Source organism: Pseudooceanicola sp. NS-SX8, from assembly GCF_057380755.1.
Genome location: NZ_CM170819.1, coordinates 60,777 through 77,503, shown reverse-complemented (window position 1 = coordinate 77,503; position 16,727 = coordinate 60,777). Strand labels below are relative to the sequence as shown.

Annotated in this window: 13 protein-coding genes; 4 read left to right on the top strand and 9 right to left on the bottom strand. The window is 68.9% G+C overall.

Annotated elements, in window-relative coordinates:
- The first annotated feature begins 199 nt into the window (after window positions 1-199).
- Window positions 200-1,696: a phosphomannomutase/phosphoglucomutase gene (locus AC2IR1_RS00380; protein ID WP_486474305.1), complete on the top strand. Its 1,497-nt coding sequence runs from the start codon at window positions 200-202 to the stop codon at window positions 1,694-1,696.
- 193 nt (window positions 1,697-1,889) lie between these two features.
- Here the strand turns inward: AC2IR1_RS00380 and AC2IR1_RS00375 are convergent, their stop codons facing one another.
- The 5 genes from AC2IR1_RS00375 to AC2IR1_RS00355 all read right to left on the bottom strand — a co-directional run bounded on the left by AC2IR1_RS00375 (window position 1,890) and on the right by AC2IR1_RS00355 (window position 7,876).
- A complete protein-coding gene (locus tag AC2IR1_RS00375; protein ID WP_486474304.1) occupies window positions 1,890-3,029 on the bottom strand; it encodes a flagellar basal body P-ring protein FlgI in 1,140 nt (379 codons plus the stop codon).
- A complete protein-coding gene (locus AC2IR1_RS00370) occupies window positions 3,029-4,036 on the bottom strand; it encodes a flagellin (protein ID WP_486474303.1) in 1,008 nt (335 codons plus the stop codon). Before AC2IR1_RS00370 ends, AC2IR1_RS00375 begins: the two co-directional genes overlap by 1 nt.
- 3 nt (window positions 4,037-4,039) lie before the next feature.
- Window positions 4,040-5,497, bottom strand: coding sequence for a flagellar hook-associated protein FlgK (gene flgK, locus AC2IR1_RS00365; RefSeq protein ID WP_486474302.1), 1,458 nt, complete (start codon window positions 5,495-5,497; stop codon window positions 4,040-4,042).
- 74 nt (window positions 5,498-5,571) lie between these two features.
- Complete coding sequence (locus AC2IR1_RS00360) at window positions 5,572-6,873, bottom strand: flagellar hook protein FlgE (protein ID WP_486474301.1); 1,302 nt, start codon at window positions 6,871-6,873, stop codon at window positions 5,572-5,574.
- Between the two features lie 166 nt (window positions 6,874-7,039).
- Window positions 7,040-7,876: a flagellar motor protein MotB gene (locus AC2IR1_RS00355; RefSeq protein WP_486474300.1), complete on the bottom strand. Its 837-nt coding sequence runs from the start codon at window positions 7,874-7,876 to the stop codon at window positions 7,040-7,042.
- A 210-nt stretch (window positions 7,877-8,086) separates the two neighbouring features.
- On the opposite strand from AC2IR1_RS00355, the gene AC2IR1_RS00350 reads away from it, so the two are divergent.
- The 3 genes from AC2IR1_RS00350 to AC2IR1_RS00340 are packed head-to-tail and all read left to right on the top strand — an operon-like array spanning window position 8,087 to window position 11,681.
- The gene (locus AC2IR1_RS00350) at window positions 8,087-9,079 is read left to right on the top strand and encodes an NAD-dependent epimerase/dehydratase family protein (protein ID WP_486474299.1); all 993 of its coding nucleotides are present in this window, start codon (window positions 8,087-8,089) and stop codon (window positions 9,077-9,079) included.
- Entirely contained in the window at window positions 9,076-9,729 is a 654-nt protein-coding gene (locus tag AC2IR1_RS00345; RefSeq protein ID WP_486474298.1) for a sugar transferase, read from the top strand. The genes AC2IR1_RS00350 and AC2IR1_RS00345 overlap by 4 nt, the downstream gene beginning before the upstream one ends.
- On the top strand, window positions 9,726-11,681 hold the full coding sequence (locus tag AC2IR1_RS00340) for a polysaccharide biosynthesis protein (RefSeq protein ID WP_486474297.1): 1,956 nt from the start codon (window positions 9,726-9,728) through the stop codon (window positions 11,679-11,681). Before AC2IR1_RS00345 ends, AC2IR1_RS00340 begins: the two co-directional genes overlap by 4 nt.
- An 84-nt stretch (window positions 11,682-11,765) precedes the next feature.
- Here AC2IR1_RS00340 and AC2IR1_RS00335 read toward each other — a convergent pair whose 3' ends face one another.
- From AC2IR1_RS00335 to AC2IR1_RS00320, 4 genes are all read right to left on the bottom strand, one after another.
- Window positions 11,766-12,836, bottom strand: coding sequence for a dipeptidase (locus tag AC2IR1_RS00335; RefSeq protein WP_486474296.1), 1,071 nt, complete (start codon window positions 12,834-12,836; stop codon window positions 11,766-11,768).
- Window positions 12,837-12,946: 110 nt separating this feature from the next.
- A complete protein-coding gene (locus tag AC2IR1_RS00330) occupies window positions 12,947-13,519 on the bottom strand; it encodes a sarcosine oxidase subunit gamma (protein WP_486474295.1) in 573 nt (190 codons plus the stop codon).
- Window positions 13,512-16,454 carry a sarcosine oxidase subunit alpha family protein gene (locus tag AC2IR1_RS00325; RefSeq protein WP_486474294.1) on the bottom strand — a complete coding sequence of 981 codons (2,943 nt, stop codon included), beginning with the start codon at window positions 16,452-16,454 and terminating at the stop codon, window positions 13,512-13,514. Before AC2IR1_RS00325 ends, AC2IR1_RS00330 begins: the two co-directional genes overlap by 8 nt.
- Complete coding sequence (locus tag AC2IR1_RS00320) at window positions 16,451-16,726, bottom strand: sarcosine oxidase subunit delta (protein ID WP_486474293.1); 276 nt, start codon at window positions 16,724-16,726, stop codon at window positions 16,451-16,453. Before AC2IR1_RS00320 ends, AC2IR1_RS00325 begins: the two co-directional genes overlap by 4 nt.
- Between the last annotated feature and the right edge of the window lies 1 nt (window position 16,727).

The following is a 16,727-nucleotide window of genomic DNA, read 5'->3' as shown; positions in this document are numbered from 1 at the left end:
GGCAAGGCGACCGGGCCTGTCCAACCTCGCCAGGCCGCAAACCCGGGCCGGTTGCCGCCTTACGTGGCGGGCATCCGCCCAACTCTTTACGATTTGGTAACAAACCCCGGGTTCCGGCTGATCTCCGTTGATCCGGGCATAAGGCAGCGCTACCTCTTTACGCGAATGCAACTGATCCTTTTCAAACGGAAGACTTGGTATGACCAAACCCCTTTCCACCGTGTCCCCCAACACCTGGGAATTCCTGCGCGAGCCCATGATCAAGCCGACCGGGTTCCGGGAATATGATGCCCGCTGGAAATACCCCGAAGAGATCAACCTGCCCGGCATGACGGCCCTCGGCTTCGGCCTCGGCACCCAGATGTACAAGCGTGGGATCGAACCGGTCATCGCGGTCGGCAACGACTATCGCGACTATTCCCTCGCCATCAAGAACGCGCTGATCCTGGGCCTGGTGCAGGCCGGCATCACCGTCAAGGACATCGGCCCCTGCATCACGCCCATGGCCTATTTCTCCTCCTTCCACCTGGGCGGCTGTGCGGTGGCCATGGTGACCGCCTCCCACAACCCCAACGGCTGGACCGGGGTGAAGATGGGCTTCAACATGCCCCTGACCCACGGGCCCGAGGAAATGGCCGAACTGCGCGACATCGTCCTGAACGGTGAAGGCGTGGCGCGCGACGGCGGCAAGGTCGAACGCGTGGATGGTGTCTTCGAAGCCTACCTCGACGACCTCGTCGGCGACTTCAAGATGACCCGCAAGCTGAAGGTCGTCTGCGCCACCGGCAACGGCACCGCCTCGGCCTTCGGCCCGGCCGTCTTCGAACGGCTCGGCGTGGAAATCGTGCCCTCGCACAACACGCTCGACTACACTTTCCCGCACTACAACCCGAACCCCGAAGCCATGGAGATGCTCCATGACATGGCCGACACGGTCAAGGAATCGGGCGCCGATTTCGCGCTCGGCTTCGACGGGGACGGCGACCGTTGCGGCGTGGTCGACGATGAGGGCGAAGAGATCTTCGCCGACAAGGTCGGCGTGATCATGGCCCGCGACCTGATCAAGCTCTACCCCGGCTCCACCTTCGTGGCCGACGTGAAATCCACCGGCCTCTTCGCCTCCGATCCCGAACTGATCGCCGGCGGTGCCAAGGCGGATTACTGGAAGACCGGCCACTCCCACATGAAACGCCGCGTGCACGAACTGGGCGCGCTGGCGGGCTTCGAGAAGTCGGGGCACTACTTCCTGTCCGGCGACATCGGCCGTGGCTACGACGACGGCATGCGTGTCGCGGTCGAGATCTGCAAGCTGATGGACCGCAACCCCGACAAGTCCATGTCGGACCTGCGCAAGGACCTGCCCAGGACCTTCTCCACCCCCACCATGTCGCCCTATGCGGCGGATGAGGAGAAGTACGGCATCCTGGACCGCATCGTCGAAAAGCTGGTCGCGATTGCCGATGCGGGGGAAACCTTCGCCGGCAAGGCGATCAAGGAAGTCGTCACGGTGAACGGCGCCCGGGTGATCCTGGAAAACGGCTCCTGGGGCCTGGTCCGCGCCTCGTCGAACACGCCGAACCTGGTGGTGGTCTGCGAAAGCTCCGACTCGGAAGAGGAGCTGCGCGCGATCTTCAAGCAGATCGACGATGTCATCCGCACCGAACCGGGTGTCGGCGACTACGACCAGACGTTCTGAGCGGCGAACGACCGGCAGGCCCTTCGCCTGCTGCACCCGAACAAGGGGCAGGTCATCGGCCTGCCCCTTCTGTTTAGGCACCCGGCTCCCAATGCGCCGACCCGTAGGGTGGATGAAATCCACCGTGCTACCACTCCATCCTCCCACCGTCCCCTGCTCTCACCTTCCCTCCCCCTCCGTCGGCATCCCCGCCCTACCGCACGATGAACTCCGCATGCAGGGCGCCTGCGGCCTTGATGCTTTTCAGGATGTCGATCATGTCGCGCGGTGAAACGCCCAGGGCGTTCAGCCCCGCGACGACCTCGGACAGGGAGGTGCCCTCGTTGATCTCGGCCAGGCCGATGCCCGGTTCCTGCACGATATCTGCCGCTGTCCGCGGTACCACCACGGTTTCGCCCTCGGCAAAGGGGTTGGGCTGCACCACCACCGGCGCCTCCTCGATCCGCAGGGTCAGGTTGCCCTGGCTCACCGCGACCCGGCTGATGCGCACGTCGTCGCCCATCACGATGGTGCCCGACCGCTGGTCCACGACCACCCGCGCCTTGCGCTCCGGCTCGACCAGGATGTTTTCCACCCGGCTCAGCGCATGGGCGGGGGAGGCGAGCCCCGTCGCGATGACGTCCAGCCGCACCGTGCCCGCGTCCAGCATGCGGGCGACGGGGCGGGCGAAGGCCTCGTTGATGGCCTGTTCGACCCGGGCGGCCGTGGTGAAATCCGGTTCCCGCAGGGCCAGGCGCAGCGACCCGAGCGCGGATAGGTCGAAGGCGACCTCGCGTTCCACCCGCGCACCGGAGGGGATGACCCCCGCGGTCGGGACCCCTTCCACCACCTGGGCTGCCTGCCCCTGCGCCGCGGCGCCCCCGGCGATGATGGTGCCCTGGGCCACCGCGTAGATCTGCCCGTCGGCGGCGTTCAGCGGGGTCATGATCAGGGTGCCCCCCAGCAGGGATGTCGCATCGCCGATGGCCGAAACGGTCACGTCGATCTTGCCCCCCGCCCGCGAAAACGGGGGCAGGGCCGCGGTGACGAAAACCGCCGCGACGTTCTTGGGCCGGAACTGCTCTCCCGTGACATTGACCCCCAGCCGTTCCAGGATGTTGGTCATGATTTCCTCGGTGAAGGGCGCGTTGCGCAACCCGTCGCCGGTCCCGTTCAGCCCGACCACCAGGCCGTAGCCCACCAGGTCGTTGCCGCGCACCCCTTCGAATTCCACCAGGTCCTTGATCCGGATCGGCCCGGCCTGTGCCGGGGCGGGTGCGATCCAGACCAGGCCGCACAGCGCCAGAAGGCAGATCGCAAGACCACGAAGAAGGGGGGCAAGGCGCTGCAACATCACAGGTAATCCGTCAGCGACAGCCGGGACAGCTTGACCGTCAGCGCATAGAGCGCCTCCAGCTGGAACTGCACGTCCTCCAGCTGGGTCGCGGTTTCATAGGGGTCCACCGCCAGCAATTCCGACTGCGCGATGAGGTAGCTTGCGCGTTCGGACACGATGCGGGAGGTGGCTTCCTCGGCGCGGGTCTGGGCATAGCCCAGGTCGGCGCGGATCTGCACCACCCCCTCCTGCCGGAAGGTCAGCCCTTCGCCCGCGGCCTTCATCATCTCCAGCTGCAGGTCGCTGTCGAACCCCAGCGTGGCGTCCGAAGCCAGCGCGGCCATGGCGGCGGATTTCAGCAGGTCGCGGATGCCCTCGTCATCGGCGCGCAGGTCCAGGTCCACCGTTTCCCCCTCTCCCAGCACGAAGGGCCGGAGGGAGGTGGTGGACCCCTGGTAGGCCACCGTTTCGAAATCGCCGCCGGTGCCGAACCAGGTGTCCAGCACCCCTTCGACCCCGGCCAGGTCGGTCTGGCCCGCCAGGGCCGTCCGCAGCTCGTCCAGGATCTCCTCCGAAGAGATCAGCGGCGCCGTGTCACTGTCGATGCCGGAGAAGATGGCCCGCCCGGCCACGGTGGTATTCAGCGCATTGACCATGTTTTCCAGGTCCTCGCCCGCCCGGGTCGAGGCGCTGATCACCGCTTCGTCCAGAAAGGACCCGGCGGCGGTCAGGGCGGCGGAACCAAGGTCGGTCGCCAGGGTCTGGAAGCGTTCCAGCACCTCCTGCATTGCACCGGTGAACAGGACCGCCTCGCTGCTGGCGCTGTCGTAGCTTTCCAGCAGCACCAGGTTGCGCTCCACGTCGGCCAGGTAGGAATAGCTGCCCGACAGGTGCCGTGCCACATCCGCCGTCTTGCCGGAGGCAAGCTCCTGGCTCAGCTGGTTCATCCGGCTCTTCAGGTCGGTGTTCTGCTGGCGCAGCATGAAACTCTGGGCCAGGTCGCCGATGGTGATGGGGGAAGCCATGGGTCAGATCCTCATCAGGATATCGAGGAGATCCTCGATGGTTTGCACCAGCCGCGCATTGGCGGAATAGGTCTGTTCGATCAGCAGCAGGCGCTGCATTTCCTCGTCCGTGTCGACACCGTCGGACAGCAGCCGGGCGTTCAGCTCCGCCTCGCGGGTGGTGGCAAAGCTCAGCCCCTGTTCGGCCAGGTTGCGCTCCGTTCCGGCCATGGAGATCAGCGAAGAGGCCAGATCGGGCGCCGAGATCCCCGAGCTGCTGAACGGGCCGGAGGCGGGGGTGCGTTTCTCGTTCAGGGCCGCCAGCATGTCCTGCAGCAGGGCCGCGTCGGACACCGGGCCCTGGGTGGTGGCGTTCAATCCGTCGCGCAGGCGCCAGACCTCTCCGCCCTGGTCCGGGTCCACGGCGGCGTTGATTTCCAGGCGAGAGGCCAGGCCGACCTCGTCCGCCGCCGCGAAGGCAGCGCCGCCGTCGGTGAACAGGCCGGCATCGCCTGCCACCAGGGTCGTGTCCAGCGTCGGGTCCTGGAACCGTTCGACCAGGTCACGGGCGACGGAATCGATCCGCGCCTGGGCCTCTTCCGCCAGCCCGTCGCGCACCTCGAACAGCGCGGCCAGGCGGCCGCCGCTGATCGGTCCTGTGCCGTCGGCGGTGTCGATCGCCACGCCGTTGATCGTCAGCCCGGACAGAAGGCCGTTGTCCTGGGTCAGGTTGGCGGTGATCATCGTCGTGCGGGTGAAGCCGAATTCGACCGCAGAGGACCCGTCCAGCAGGATCGCCCCACCGGCGGAGTAGAGCGCGACGGTATCGTTGTCGCGCGCGACCTCCACGATGGGGATGTAGTCCGACAGCTCGTCCACCACCGCCTGGCGGTGATCGATCAGCGAAGCCGGGTCACCGCCGGTCATGCGGGCCTTGTTGATGCCCACGTTCAGCTCTGCCACCTGGTCCAGCAGGGTGTTGATCCGGGTGACGGTGGTGTCGATCTCTGTATCCGCGTCCATGCGGACATCCTGGATCCCGTCGGAAATGTCCTTGATCGTCGCCGCGACCTCTTCGGCGGCGTAGAAGGCCGTGGTCAGCCGCTCCGTCAGGTCCGGGCGGGCGGCGGCGGCGATCATCGCGCTTTCGAAGGTGGTCAGCCGGCCCGACAGGCTGGCGCCATCCTCGGGCGTGCCCATCAGATCCTCGATCCGGGTGTAGAAGGTGGTGACGGTGTCGGCGTATTGCAGGGCCGAATTGGCCTCCCGCCGGTCGGCGACCAGGCCCTGGTCGACATGGCGCAGGACGCCGTCCACCTGGACCCCGCCCCAGCTGCCGTAGGACCGGGCGGAGATTTCCAGCGTCCGGCGGGCATAGCCCTCCGTCATCGCGTTGGAGATGTTGGAGGCCACGACAGAGGAGTTGCGGGCCGTGGCGGTCAGGCCCGACAGGGCATTGGAAAGGGCGCCGGATAGGGACATGGCTCAGGGCTTTCTCATCGCGAAAGGCTGGTGGTCCGCGGCACGCTGCGCGCCGCGGTTCCGTCAAGCGGCTGTTATCGCTTGATGTTCGTGGTTTCCTGCAACATCTCGTCTACGGTCTGGAATACCTTGGCGTTGGACGAATAGGCGCGCTGCGTGCGGATCATGTCCGTCAGTTCGCCCGCCACGTCGGTGCCCGATTCCTCCCGCGCGTAGGAAACGATGTCGCCGGTCGGCCCGTCGCCCGCATCCCACAGGTAGAAGCCGCCGCTTTCGGGGGTCGGCATGTAGGTCTGGTAGTCCAGAGATCGCATGCCGTTGACGTTCACCACGTCCGCCAGCGGCACCTGGTACAGGATCATCGCCTCGCCGCTTTCGAAATAGGCGCGGACATAGCCGTTCGCGTCGACCTCGACCCCGGTCATGTTCGACACCGCCGATCCGTCCTTGGTGATCCCGGTCGGGGCGAAGGCATCCCCCAGCTGGGTCAGGCCGCCGCTCTCTCCGTAAAGCCCCAGGTCGATCTCGATCGGGCCGCTGGCCACGGTGACGACGATCGTGCCCGCGGTGGTGTCATAGGCGGTGCCGGCCCCGGTCAGCGTCACGTCGGCCAGGGTGCCCCCCGCCGTCCGCGAGTCGTTGAAGGTCAGGTCGTATTCGCCCACCACCGTTGCGGAGGCGCTGTCGGTGATTTCCATCGCCCAGATGTTGGTGGCCGTCGCGCCAGAGGTGTCGGGCGTATAGGTCACCGTCAGGGTCTGCGGCTTGCCCAGGTTGTCGAAATATTCGACCGTCACTTCCAGGGGATCGCCGTCCGCCGTGGGCTCCGTCTCCGTCGCGGGCAGGTTGACGCCCATGCTGATCTCGGTCGTCGGGTTTCCGGCATAGCTCGACGGGTCGATCTGGATCGGTTCCAGCGCGCTGTCGGTCTCTCGCGGGACATTGTCGAAGGTGCCGTCGGAATTGGCTGGCCAGCCCAGCAGGATCAGCCCGGTTTCCGTCGTCAGGTAGCCGTCCGCATCCATCCGGAACGACCCGGTGGAGGTCAGCAGCATCTGGTCGAAGGTGCCCGTCGCCGCGACCTCCGTCGACAGGGCCACGGGCAGCATGCCGCGTTCGCGCACGGCCAGGTCCGTCGGATTGTCCGTCGGCACGATGGACCGCCGCTGGTCGATCAGCCGCTGGGTCGTGGCCCGCACGCCGCCCGCAGTATAGCCGCCGCCGGAATCCCCCAGCACGAGAGAGCTGAAGTCGGTCTCGACCCGCTTGTAGCCGTAGGTGGAGGAGTTGGCGATATTGTCGGCAATCGCCGCAAGGCGGGTGGCATTGGTCTGAAGACCGGCAACGCCCGCGTTGAGGGACGAGGAAATAGTCATGAATACGCCTTTCTGCTGCATCGACCTTTCGTCGTGCACAGAGCTACGGGCGCCGGCTTAACATGCCGCTAACAACTAAAATCCTCGGCACTTCCGGGGGGCGGCGCCCGCCTCGCGCGGGGCCGCTCGGACCTCTGTTTTCCGGGGGATCGGGGCGGTTCTGGCCCTAGCGGTCCTGCCGCAGCAGGATGATTTCCAGTCGATTGTTGCGCGGGGACATGGGGTTGCGGTCCACCAGCTCCCGGTCGGCGTGGCCGGTGATCCGCGCGACACGCTCGTTGCGCAGACCCTGCTGTTCCATCAGCCGCCGCATCGCCTCGGCCCGCCGGGTCGACAGGTCCCAGACCGGGTTGTCCAGCAACACCAGGGGCCGCGCATGCACATGACCCTCGATCGCCATCTGGTTCCGGACAAGGGAGGTCACGCGCACCAGCATCGCCGCCATCTCCTCCAGCAGGGCGGTCGGCTCGGAGGTTTCGCCGACGAACAGCCCGGCCTCCTCCGTCTCGAACAATTCGATCACCAGCCCCTCGTCGGTGACCCGGGTGATGATATGGCGCAGCATCTCGGGGTGCACGTTGCTCTCGCCCGCCTGGCCGCGCAGGATCTTCTCGATCTCCTCCAGCTGGCGCTGCTCCTGCTGCTCCGCCTCCTCCTTTACCTCGCGCCCCGCCGACTTGTCCTGCGGCGTCGGGTTGAGGGAGGTCGCCCCGGTGCCCACCTGCGGCAGGGCGATCTCGGAAAAGGTGCTTTCGCCGCCAAAGGCGCCGTCGCCCCCGCCGGACACGCGGTTCAGGGGGATCGTCGGGCTGAAGTAGTCCGCGATACCCTTGCGTTGCTTTTCGGTTGTCGCATTCAGCAGCCACATCAGCAGGAAGAAGGCCATCATGGCCGTCACGAAGTCGGCATAGGCAACCTTCCAGGCTCCGCCATGGTGGCCGTCGCCGCCGCCCTTCTTGACCTTCTTGATAATGATCGGCTGGGCGTTGCTTGGCCCGCTCATCCCATCCACCTCTTTACTCACCCGTCCCAAGGGGTAGCGCGGCGGGGTTGCAGCGGGCTTAACAGGCGCAATTTTCGTGATTTCACGGGCCGAGCCCTGCCTGCCTCCCGCCGCCCGCGCAGATACTGTCGTGGGGGCCCTCCCGTTGGGAGGGGAAGTTTAACCATATGCCGTCAGCCTGCCGCCACGGGACGGAACGAGGCGAGAGCGATGACCACCGCGGATCTTCTGATACTGGGAAGCGACGGGCGTATCGGCCACCTGCTGCGGGCCGCGCTGGTGCAGTGGCCGGATCTCTTCGGTGACGCGCGCCTGCTGTGGCAGTCGCGGCGCGGCGGGCCGGGGCGCCTTCGCTGGACCCCTGGGGCGGAATTGCCGCCGGGGCTGCGGGCGCGGGTCGTGATTTCCCTCTGGGGCGTGACCTCCGGCTCGGAAGAGGCGCTGGCGCGCAACGCCCCCCTCGCCCTGGCGGCGCAGCGGCTGGGGCGGCGCATCGGTGCGGATCGGGTCCTGCATCTGTCCAGCGGGGCCGTGGTAGCCGGGCACCGCGTGGGCGGGCCGGTGCCCGATGATGCGCCCGCCGCGCCGCTTTCGGCCTACGGACGCGCCAAGGCCGCCACGGAGGCAGAGCTTGCCGCCTGGGCCCGTCGCCACGATGACGGGCCGCGTGCCGTGGTGCTGCGGCTGGGCAACCTGCTGGGCGCCGACAGCCTGTCGGTCGCGATTGCCCGTGCGGGGGCTAAGTCGGGGGCTAAGTCGGGGGCTAAGTCGGGGGCCAATTCGGGGACCATTCAGGGACGCAGCCAAGGAACCAGCCAAGATCAGGGCGCGACCACCGCCGCGCCCGTCACGCTCGATCTCTTCGCCGATGGCACGGGGCCGCGCCGGGCCTACCTCGGGGTGGCGGATCTGGCCCGGGTGCTGGCCCGCCTGGCCGACCTGCCGCTGCAACAGCTGCCGCAACGCCTCAACCTCGCCGGGCCGGTGTCCCTTCCGATGGAAGATGTGGTGCGCGCCGCCGGTCACTTCGTCACCTGGCAGGAGGCGCCGGCGGGCGCGTTGCATGACCTGTCCCTCGATACCGACCGGCTGCAGGCACTTGTCGGCGGGCTGGACGGCAGTGGTACGGCGCAGGGGTTGCTGGCGCAGTGGCCCGGCTTCGGCCACGTGGGGGCAGGGTTGGGACCGGGGGCCCCGGTATGACCCCCCGCATCCCCCTCTCGACCCGCAAGCGTGCGTTCGACCTCTGCCTGACCCTGGCCGGTCTTGCCCTTCTCTGGCCCCTGATCCTGGGGGTGGCCCTGCTGGTGCTGCTCTGCGATGGCCGCCCGGTGGTCTTCGCCTCCGAACGCATGCGCGCACCGGGTCGGCCCTTCCGCCTGTGGAAATTCCGCACCATGCGGCCCGATCCCTGCGACCGGGGCGTTACCGGCGGGGACAAGGCGGCGCGCATCACGCCCCTGGGGCGGCACCTGCGCCGCTGGCGGCTGGATGAACTGCCGCAGCTCTGGAACCTGCTGCGCGGCGATATCTCCGTGGTGGGGCCCCGCCCGCCGCTCCGCACCCATGTGGAGGCGCAGCCGCACCTTTTTGCCCGTATCCTGTCCTGCCGTCCCGGCCTGACCGGCCTGGCCACCGTCGTCTTTCGCCGGCGGGAGGCCCGGCTCCTCGCCCCCTGTCGCAGCCCGGCAGAGACGGAGCGGATCTACCTGACGCGCTGCCTGCCCGCCAAGGCGCGGCTGGATCTGTTCTATGGCGCGCGGGCCGGGATCGGGCTGGATCTTTGGGTGATCGGGCGCACCTTCTGGCCGCGCCGCCGCTGGCGTGCCGGTCCGCCCCGGGGGCAGGCATGACGCCGCTGCGGATCACCGGCCTTATCAGCAGCCTCATCACCGGCCTCGGGCCGCGCCAGAAGCAGGCGGTGTTGCTGGCGCTGGAGGCTCTGGCGGGGCTGCTGGCCGGGGTCTTCGCCGGGCTGCTGGCACCGCCGATGACGCCCGCGATGACACCCGTGCTGGCCCCGCTTGCGGCACTGGCGGGCGGCGCGGCGCTGCGCCTGCACCGGGTGAAGCTGATGCATTATCCCGCCCATGGCCTGCCGCGCAGCCTTGCGCTCGCCCTCGCCCTGGGGCTGCTGGCCCTGCCGCTTGTTCCGCTTGCCACGGCGGTCATGCTGGCGGCGCTCTTTGTCGCGCTGACCCTCACGGGGCACCTGCTGCTGCTGCGGCTGGCCCGGATCGCCCATGCCCGGGCGCATCGCCCCGCGCGGTTGCTGATCTGGGGCGCGGGGGAGGCCGGGCGGCAGCTGGCGGCGGCCCTCGCCACCGACCGGACCCACCTCTGCGCGGGCTTCATCGACGATGATCCGCGCAAGCAGGGCGGCTGGCTCTTCGGGCTTCCGGTGCATGCGCCGGCCCGCCTGCCGATCCTGCTGGCGCGACAGCACATGGATGCGATCGTCCTGGCCCTGCCCCCCGGCGCCCGGGGCGCCGCCCGCACCCGCGCCCATCTCTGCGCGCGGCATCGGCAGGATCCGCAGCCAGAGGTCCTGACCCTGCCAGCCTTTGCCGCGCGGCTCTGGGGCGGGCAGGACGGGCCGCCGGATCTTGGCGCCCTGCTGGGGCGGGCGGGGATCGACCGGCACCTGCCGCAGACCCGTGACAGCTACGCCGGAAGGGTGATTCTGGTGACCGGCGCGGGCGGCTCCATCGGCGCCGAACTCTGCCGGCAGCTGGCCCGGATGGCCCCGCACCGCCTGCTGCTGCTCGACCACTCCGAAGCGGCGCTCTACACCATTGCCCGCGACCTGACGGAGGAAGGCTTTGCCGTCACCCCGCTGCTGGGCTCGGTCACCGATGGTGCGCTGGTCTCGGGCCTGCTGTCCCGGTACCGGGTCGACACGATCTTTCACGCCGCCGCCTACAAGCATGTGCCGCTGGTGCAGCAGAACCCGCTGCCCGGCATCGCCAACAACGTCCTGGGCACCCGCACCCTGGCAGAGGCCGCGGCCCGTGCCGGCACCGCCCGCTTCGTGCTGATCTCCACCGACAAGGCGGTGCGCCCGACCTCTGTCATGGGGGCCACGAAACGGCTGGCCGAAGAGGTGGTGCAGGACCTCGCGACGCGCAGCACCGGCACCCGTTTCGCCATGGTGCGCTTCGGCAATGTCATGGGGTCGTCCGGCTCTGTCGTGCCGCTCTTCGCGGATCAGATCGCCCGGGGCGGGCCCGTCACCGTCACCGATCCCCGGGTCACCCGCTACTTCATGACCGGGGCCGAGGCGGTCCGCCTTACCCTGCTCGCCGGGGCCTGGCTTTTCCCCGACCCGGCCCGAAGCGACACTTGCTCGGACCCTCGCCCCGATGTCCAATGCGCAAGCCCCGATCCCCGTCGCGCAAGCGATGTCTTCGTGCTGGACATGGGGCCGCCGCAGCGCATCCTGGACCTGGCGCAGCGCATGATCCGCGCTGCTGGCCTCACCCCGCGCCTGCCCGACCGCTCAGAGGGGCCTGGCCATGCCGAGGGAACCGGCCATGCCGGGGGAGAGGTCGAGATCCGCTTTACCGGCCTGCGTCCCGGCGAAAAGCTGCATGAGGAGCTGTTGATCGGTTCCGACATGCGCACCACGCCCCATCCCAAGATCCTGCGCGCGGCAGAGGCGCATCTGTCGGAGCTTGAAATCGCCGCCGCCCTGTCTGAGCTGTGCCGCGCCGTGGACCGGCAGGATGAAACGGCGGCCATGGCCGCGCTGTCCCGCTGGGTGATCGACAGGGCCGCCGCACGGCAGGCGCCGGGGCGCGCCTGAACGGGGCCACCCTCGGGGCATCATGGCCCGACAGCCCAGGGCGGCTCTGCCCCGCGTCGCTTTCCCCGCGTCGCTTTTCCCGTGTCAGTTCTTCCAGGTCTTGCGCAGGACCCGCATCCAGTTGCCGTGGCACAGCTTGGTCATCAGCGCCTCGTCGATGCCATGGGCGCGCATCGCTGCCCTCAGGGCGGGCAGACCGGCACAATCGCCGATCTCCGCCGGCACGATGGCACCGTCGAAATCCGATCCGAAGCCGACACGCTCCTCCCCCAGCTTTTCCACCAGGTGATCCAGATGGCGCAGCAGCATGTCCAGCGGCATGTCTGCATCCATCTGCCCGTCCGGCCGCAGGAACCCGGTGGCCAGGTTGATCCCCACCATGCCGTCGCTTTCGGCAATCTGCGCCAGCTGCCGGTCCGTCAGGTTGCGCGCATGGGGGCAGACCGCCCAGGCGTTGGAATGGGTGGCGACCAGGGGGGCATCGCTCAGCGCGGCGACCCCGTCCATGCCCTTTTCGTTCAGGTGGCTCAGGTCGATCAGGATGCCCAGCCGGTTGCATTCCCGCACCAGCCGCGCGCCGCTCTCCGTCAGGCCCCCGCCGGTGTCGGGCGTGGCCGGGTAGCGGAAGGGGACCCCCTCGGCAAAGATCGTCGGCCGGCTCCAGACCGGACCGAGAGAGCGCAGGCCGCGCGCATGCATGCCTTCCAGCTCCGAGATGTCGGCGCTGATCGCCTCGGCGCCCTCCACGTGCAGGATGGCGGCCATGGCGGGGCCGGGCAGGGCGGCCTCCAGCGCGTCCACATCGGTGCAGATCTCGATCACGCCGGCCGCTGCCAGGGCCTCCGCGGCCTGGAAACCGGCCTCTGTCACCTCGGCGGCATAGGGCTGCGACAGCGGCGGGGGCAGGGGCACGTCATAGGAAGGGCTGGCGAAATCGGACATCGAGAAGCCCGATTCCTGGGGGGAGGGCACGAAGACGGCAAAGAACCCGCCGCCCAGGCCCCCGGCTTCGGCGCGGGGCAGGTCGATATGGCCCCCGTGGCCGCCGCTCTTCACCTGGGCCGCGGTGACCTTGTTCGACAACAGGCGCAGGATCAGGTCGTTGTGCCCGTCGAAGATCAGCGGTTCCCGGTTTTCAACTGTCTCGCGTGCCATGATCTTCGCCTTCCTCTCGTTTCGGAAGGCACTGAAAACCTGCGGCGCGGGATTGTCCAGATCCCGCGCCGCATGGGCGTGTCACCTTTGGCCGAAGCCGGTCCTGGTGCTCAGGCAAGCTCCAGCGCGGCGGGCAGCCGCCCCGCGGTCTCGCACAGCGCATGCCACAGGCTTCCGGCCGACGAACGCGGCGCCAGCACCGCCAGCCGGTCCTCGGCACGGCGAATGACGAAGCAGCCCATGTGATGCAGCAGGGTCCGGGTGGCCCGGCCCGTGCCGATCTGGTCGGGCGCCAGGTTCACCGTCTTTTCCAGCAGGGCGCGGATCGGCCCCGCTCCCTCGAAGGAACGCAGCTCGATGCAGACCCAGCCGTCGCTCTGGTCGGTCAGCCGTGCGCCCGGTGCGCTCAGGATGGCGTCGCGCAGGCGTTCGGCGTGATCGGGCACATCGGTTTCGATCATCCACTGCCCCGGCCCGGTCCAGAAGGCGGCGGCGCCGACGCCGGTCGACCAGCCCCCGGGCCCCGGCAGGCGCAGGCCCAGCGGGTGCGGCGCGGGTGCGCCCGGGCGCGTGGCCACGGAAATCAGCATCAGCGCGGTATTCTCGGTCAGTTCCAGCGCGCCGATGCGCGCCGTCGCGGGGTCGGGCGTGCCAAGCGCGCCCATGGGAGCAAGGTCAGTCACGAAGACGTCCTCCTTCTGGGTCGACGAAGTGGGCAGGCACCACGCGGAGGGTCACTTCGACCCCCTCCAGCGGGTTGGCGGCGACGATGGTTTCACCCATCCTTTCGTCACCCTTTTCAAGGAAGCCGAGCGCGATGAAGCTCTCGACATGCGGCGACCAGCAGGCAGAGGTCACCCAGCCCTGGTCATGCGCCATGTCGCGCGCGGCACCCTCGGCAAACAGATGCGATCCGGCCGCGACAGCCTGGGAGGCAACGACGGGCTGCAGCCCCACCAGGCGGCGGTTGTCCGCCTCCAGCGCGGCGCGGCGCGACATCAGCGCGCCGATCGAATCCTTCTTCTGCGATACCATCCGCCCCATGCCCAGCATGGCGGCCGTGGTCTGGCCGTTGATCTCTGCGCCCACGGCATGGCCCTTCTCGATCCGCAAGATCGACAGCGCCTCGGTGCCGTAGGGGGTCACGCCCAGGTCCTCGCCCAGCTCCGTCAGCCGCTGCATCAGGGCATGGCCAAAGCGCGCGGGCACGGCCAGTTCAAAGGCCATCTCGCCGCTGAAGCTGATCCGGAACAGCCGCGCGGGGCAGCCATTTGCCACGGTCAACTCGGCACAGGCCATGAAGGGGAAGGCCTCGTTCGACAGGTCGAAATCATCGACGATCCGGTTCAGCAGTTCGCGGGATTTCGGCCCGGCCACGGCGATCTGCGCCCAGGCATCGGTGGTGGAAATCAGCGTGACGTCCAGGTCGGGCCACAGGCACTGCCGCGCGAATTCCATGTTGCGGAAGACGAGGCCCGCATTGGCCGTGGTGGTCGTCACCACGTAATGCGCCTCGCCCAGCCGGGCGCAGGTGCCGTCGTCGTAGACGAAGCCGTCCTCGCGCAGCATCAGCCCGTAGCGGACCTTGCCGACCTTCAGGGTGCCCATCATGTTGGCGTAGATCCGGTTCAGGAACTCGCCCGCGTCGGGGCCCTGCACGTCGACCTTGCCCAGGGTAGTCACGTCGCACAGACCCACGGCGCTGCGCACGGCCAGGGCCTCGCGGTCGGCGCTCTGGCGCCAGTGCGTTTCACCCGGCTGCGGGTAGTACTGCGCGCGCATCCACTGGCCGACCTCGGTGAAGACGGCGCCGCGCGCCTCGGCCCAGTGATGGGTCGGCGTCAGGCGCCGGGGCCGGAAGTCGGGCCCGGTATCGCCGCCGCCCAGCACCGACAGGGCGACCGGGGTATAGGGCGGGCGGAAGATCGTCGTGCCGGTCTCGGGGATGCCCTTGCCGGTCAGCTCTGCCATCACGGCCAACGCCGTCACGTTCGACGTCTTGCCCTGGTCGGTGGCCATCCCCAGCGTGGTCCAGCGCTTCATGTGCTCGACCGAGCGCATGTTCTCCTGGTGCGACAGCTTGATGTCCTTGACCGTGACGTCGTTCTGGAAATCCACCCAGGCGCGGCCCTTGCCGGGCACGTGCCAGAAGGCCTCGCCACGGGCGGGGTGATCTTCGGCCTGCGGCAGGGCGGGGGCATGGGCGGTGATCTCCAGCGCGGCCAGGGCCTCCGTCGCGGCGCGCACGCCATCGGCCAGGGCCTTCGCGGTGGATCCCTCTCCGGCGGCGGCACCTGCGGGGATCAGCCCCTCGGGGCCGCCCTGCGCCAGGAAGGCCAGCCGGCTCTCGTCCCATGCGGGCCGGCCACGGTGATGCGAGGCCAGCTGCACATTGGGGTTCCAGCCGCCTGAAACGGCCAGCGCGGCGCATTCCAGCTCGTGCTCCTTGTCGTCCCAGGCCATGCGGATGCTGCTCAGCCCGCGCCGGCCACGGCTGCCGGTCACCCGGCCGCCCGCGAAGATCTGGTAATCCCCCAGGCGCGGCGCATCCGCCCGGGTGTCGATGACACCCAGCAGCTCCACCCCGCGTTCCAGCAGGTCCGCCGCCGTCCGGTGCCCGTCGTCGTTGTTGGTGAAGACGGCGACCTTGCCGCGCGGCGCCGGGTCCACGGCCCAGCGGTTCATGTAGGCACGCATGGCGCCCGCCTGCATGATGCCGGGGCGGTCGTTGTCCTGGAACGGGATGTGCCGCTCCGTCGCGCCGGCGGCCAGCACGGCACGCTTGGCCGTGATCCGCCACAGGGTCTGGCGCAGGCCTGCAGGCTCGGCCAGGTGGTCGCCCACCCGCTCCACCGCGCCGTAGATGCCGTGGTCATAGACCCCGAAGACCGTGCTGCGCCGCAGGATGCGCACGTTGGGCAGGCTCTCCAGCTCCGCCTCGACCGTGGCGATCCAGTCCACGGCTGGCCCGCCGTCCAGCGTGTCGCGCTCCGACAGAAGGCGCCCGCCCAGGCGGAAATCCTCGTCCGCCAGGATGACCTGCGCCCCCGCGCGTCCCGCGGTCAGCGCGGCGGCCAGCCCCGCGGCGCCCCCGCCGATGACCAGCAGGTCGCAGTGCAGGAATCCCTTGTCGTAGGCATCCGGATCGGCCAGCCCCGACAGCGCGCCCAGGCCCGCGGCCTTGCGGATGATCGGCTCATAGACCTTTTCCCAGAAGGCCTTGGGCCACATGAAGGTCTTGTAGTAGAACCCGGCGGCAAAGAAGGGCGACAGCAGGTCGTTCACGGCCAGCATGTCGAGCCCCAGCGGCCCCGCATGGTTCTGGCTCGCGGCCACCAGCCCGTCGTAAAGCTCGGCCACCGTGGCGCGGGTGTTGGGCTCGGCCCGGGCGCCCTCGCGCAGGGTGACCAGCGCATTGGGTTCCTCCGACCCGGCGGTGAAGATGCCGCGCGGCCGGTGGTACTTGAAACTGCGCCCGACCAGGCGCACGCCATTGGCCAGCAGCGCAGAGGCCAGCGTATCCCCCTGGTATCCCTGCATCTCCCGGCCGTTGAAGCGGAAGTTCAGCGGTTTCCTGCGGTCGATCAGACCGCCCTGAAGCCTTGCCTTCTGCATCATGCCCCGGCCTCCTGCTTGACGTCCCGCGCCAGTTCGGCGCCCAGGATCTCGTGAGTCAGGGTGTTGCGCGTGACCACCAGCCAGGACCGGTCGCCCTGCTCGTGGTACCAAAGCTCCCGGTGGATGCCCGCGGGGTTGTCGCGCAGGTAGACATGCTCGGCCATCACGGCCTCGCCCAGGGCGGGATCTGGCCGGTTCAGCAGGCTCGCATCGCCGAGGTAGGTGAACTCCTGCGCGTCGCGCAGGCCCAGAAGGGGGTGCGGTATCAGCATG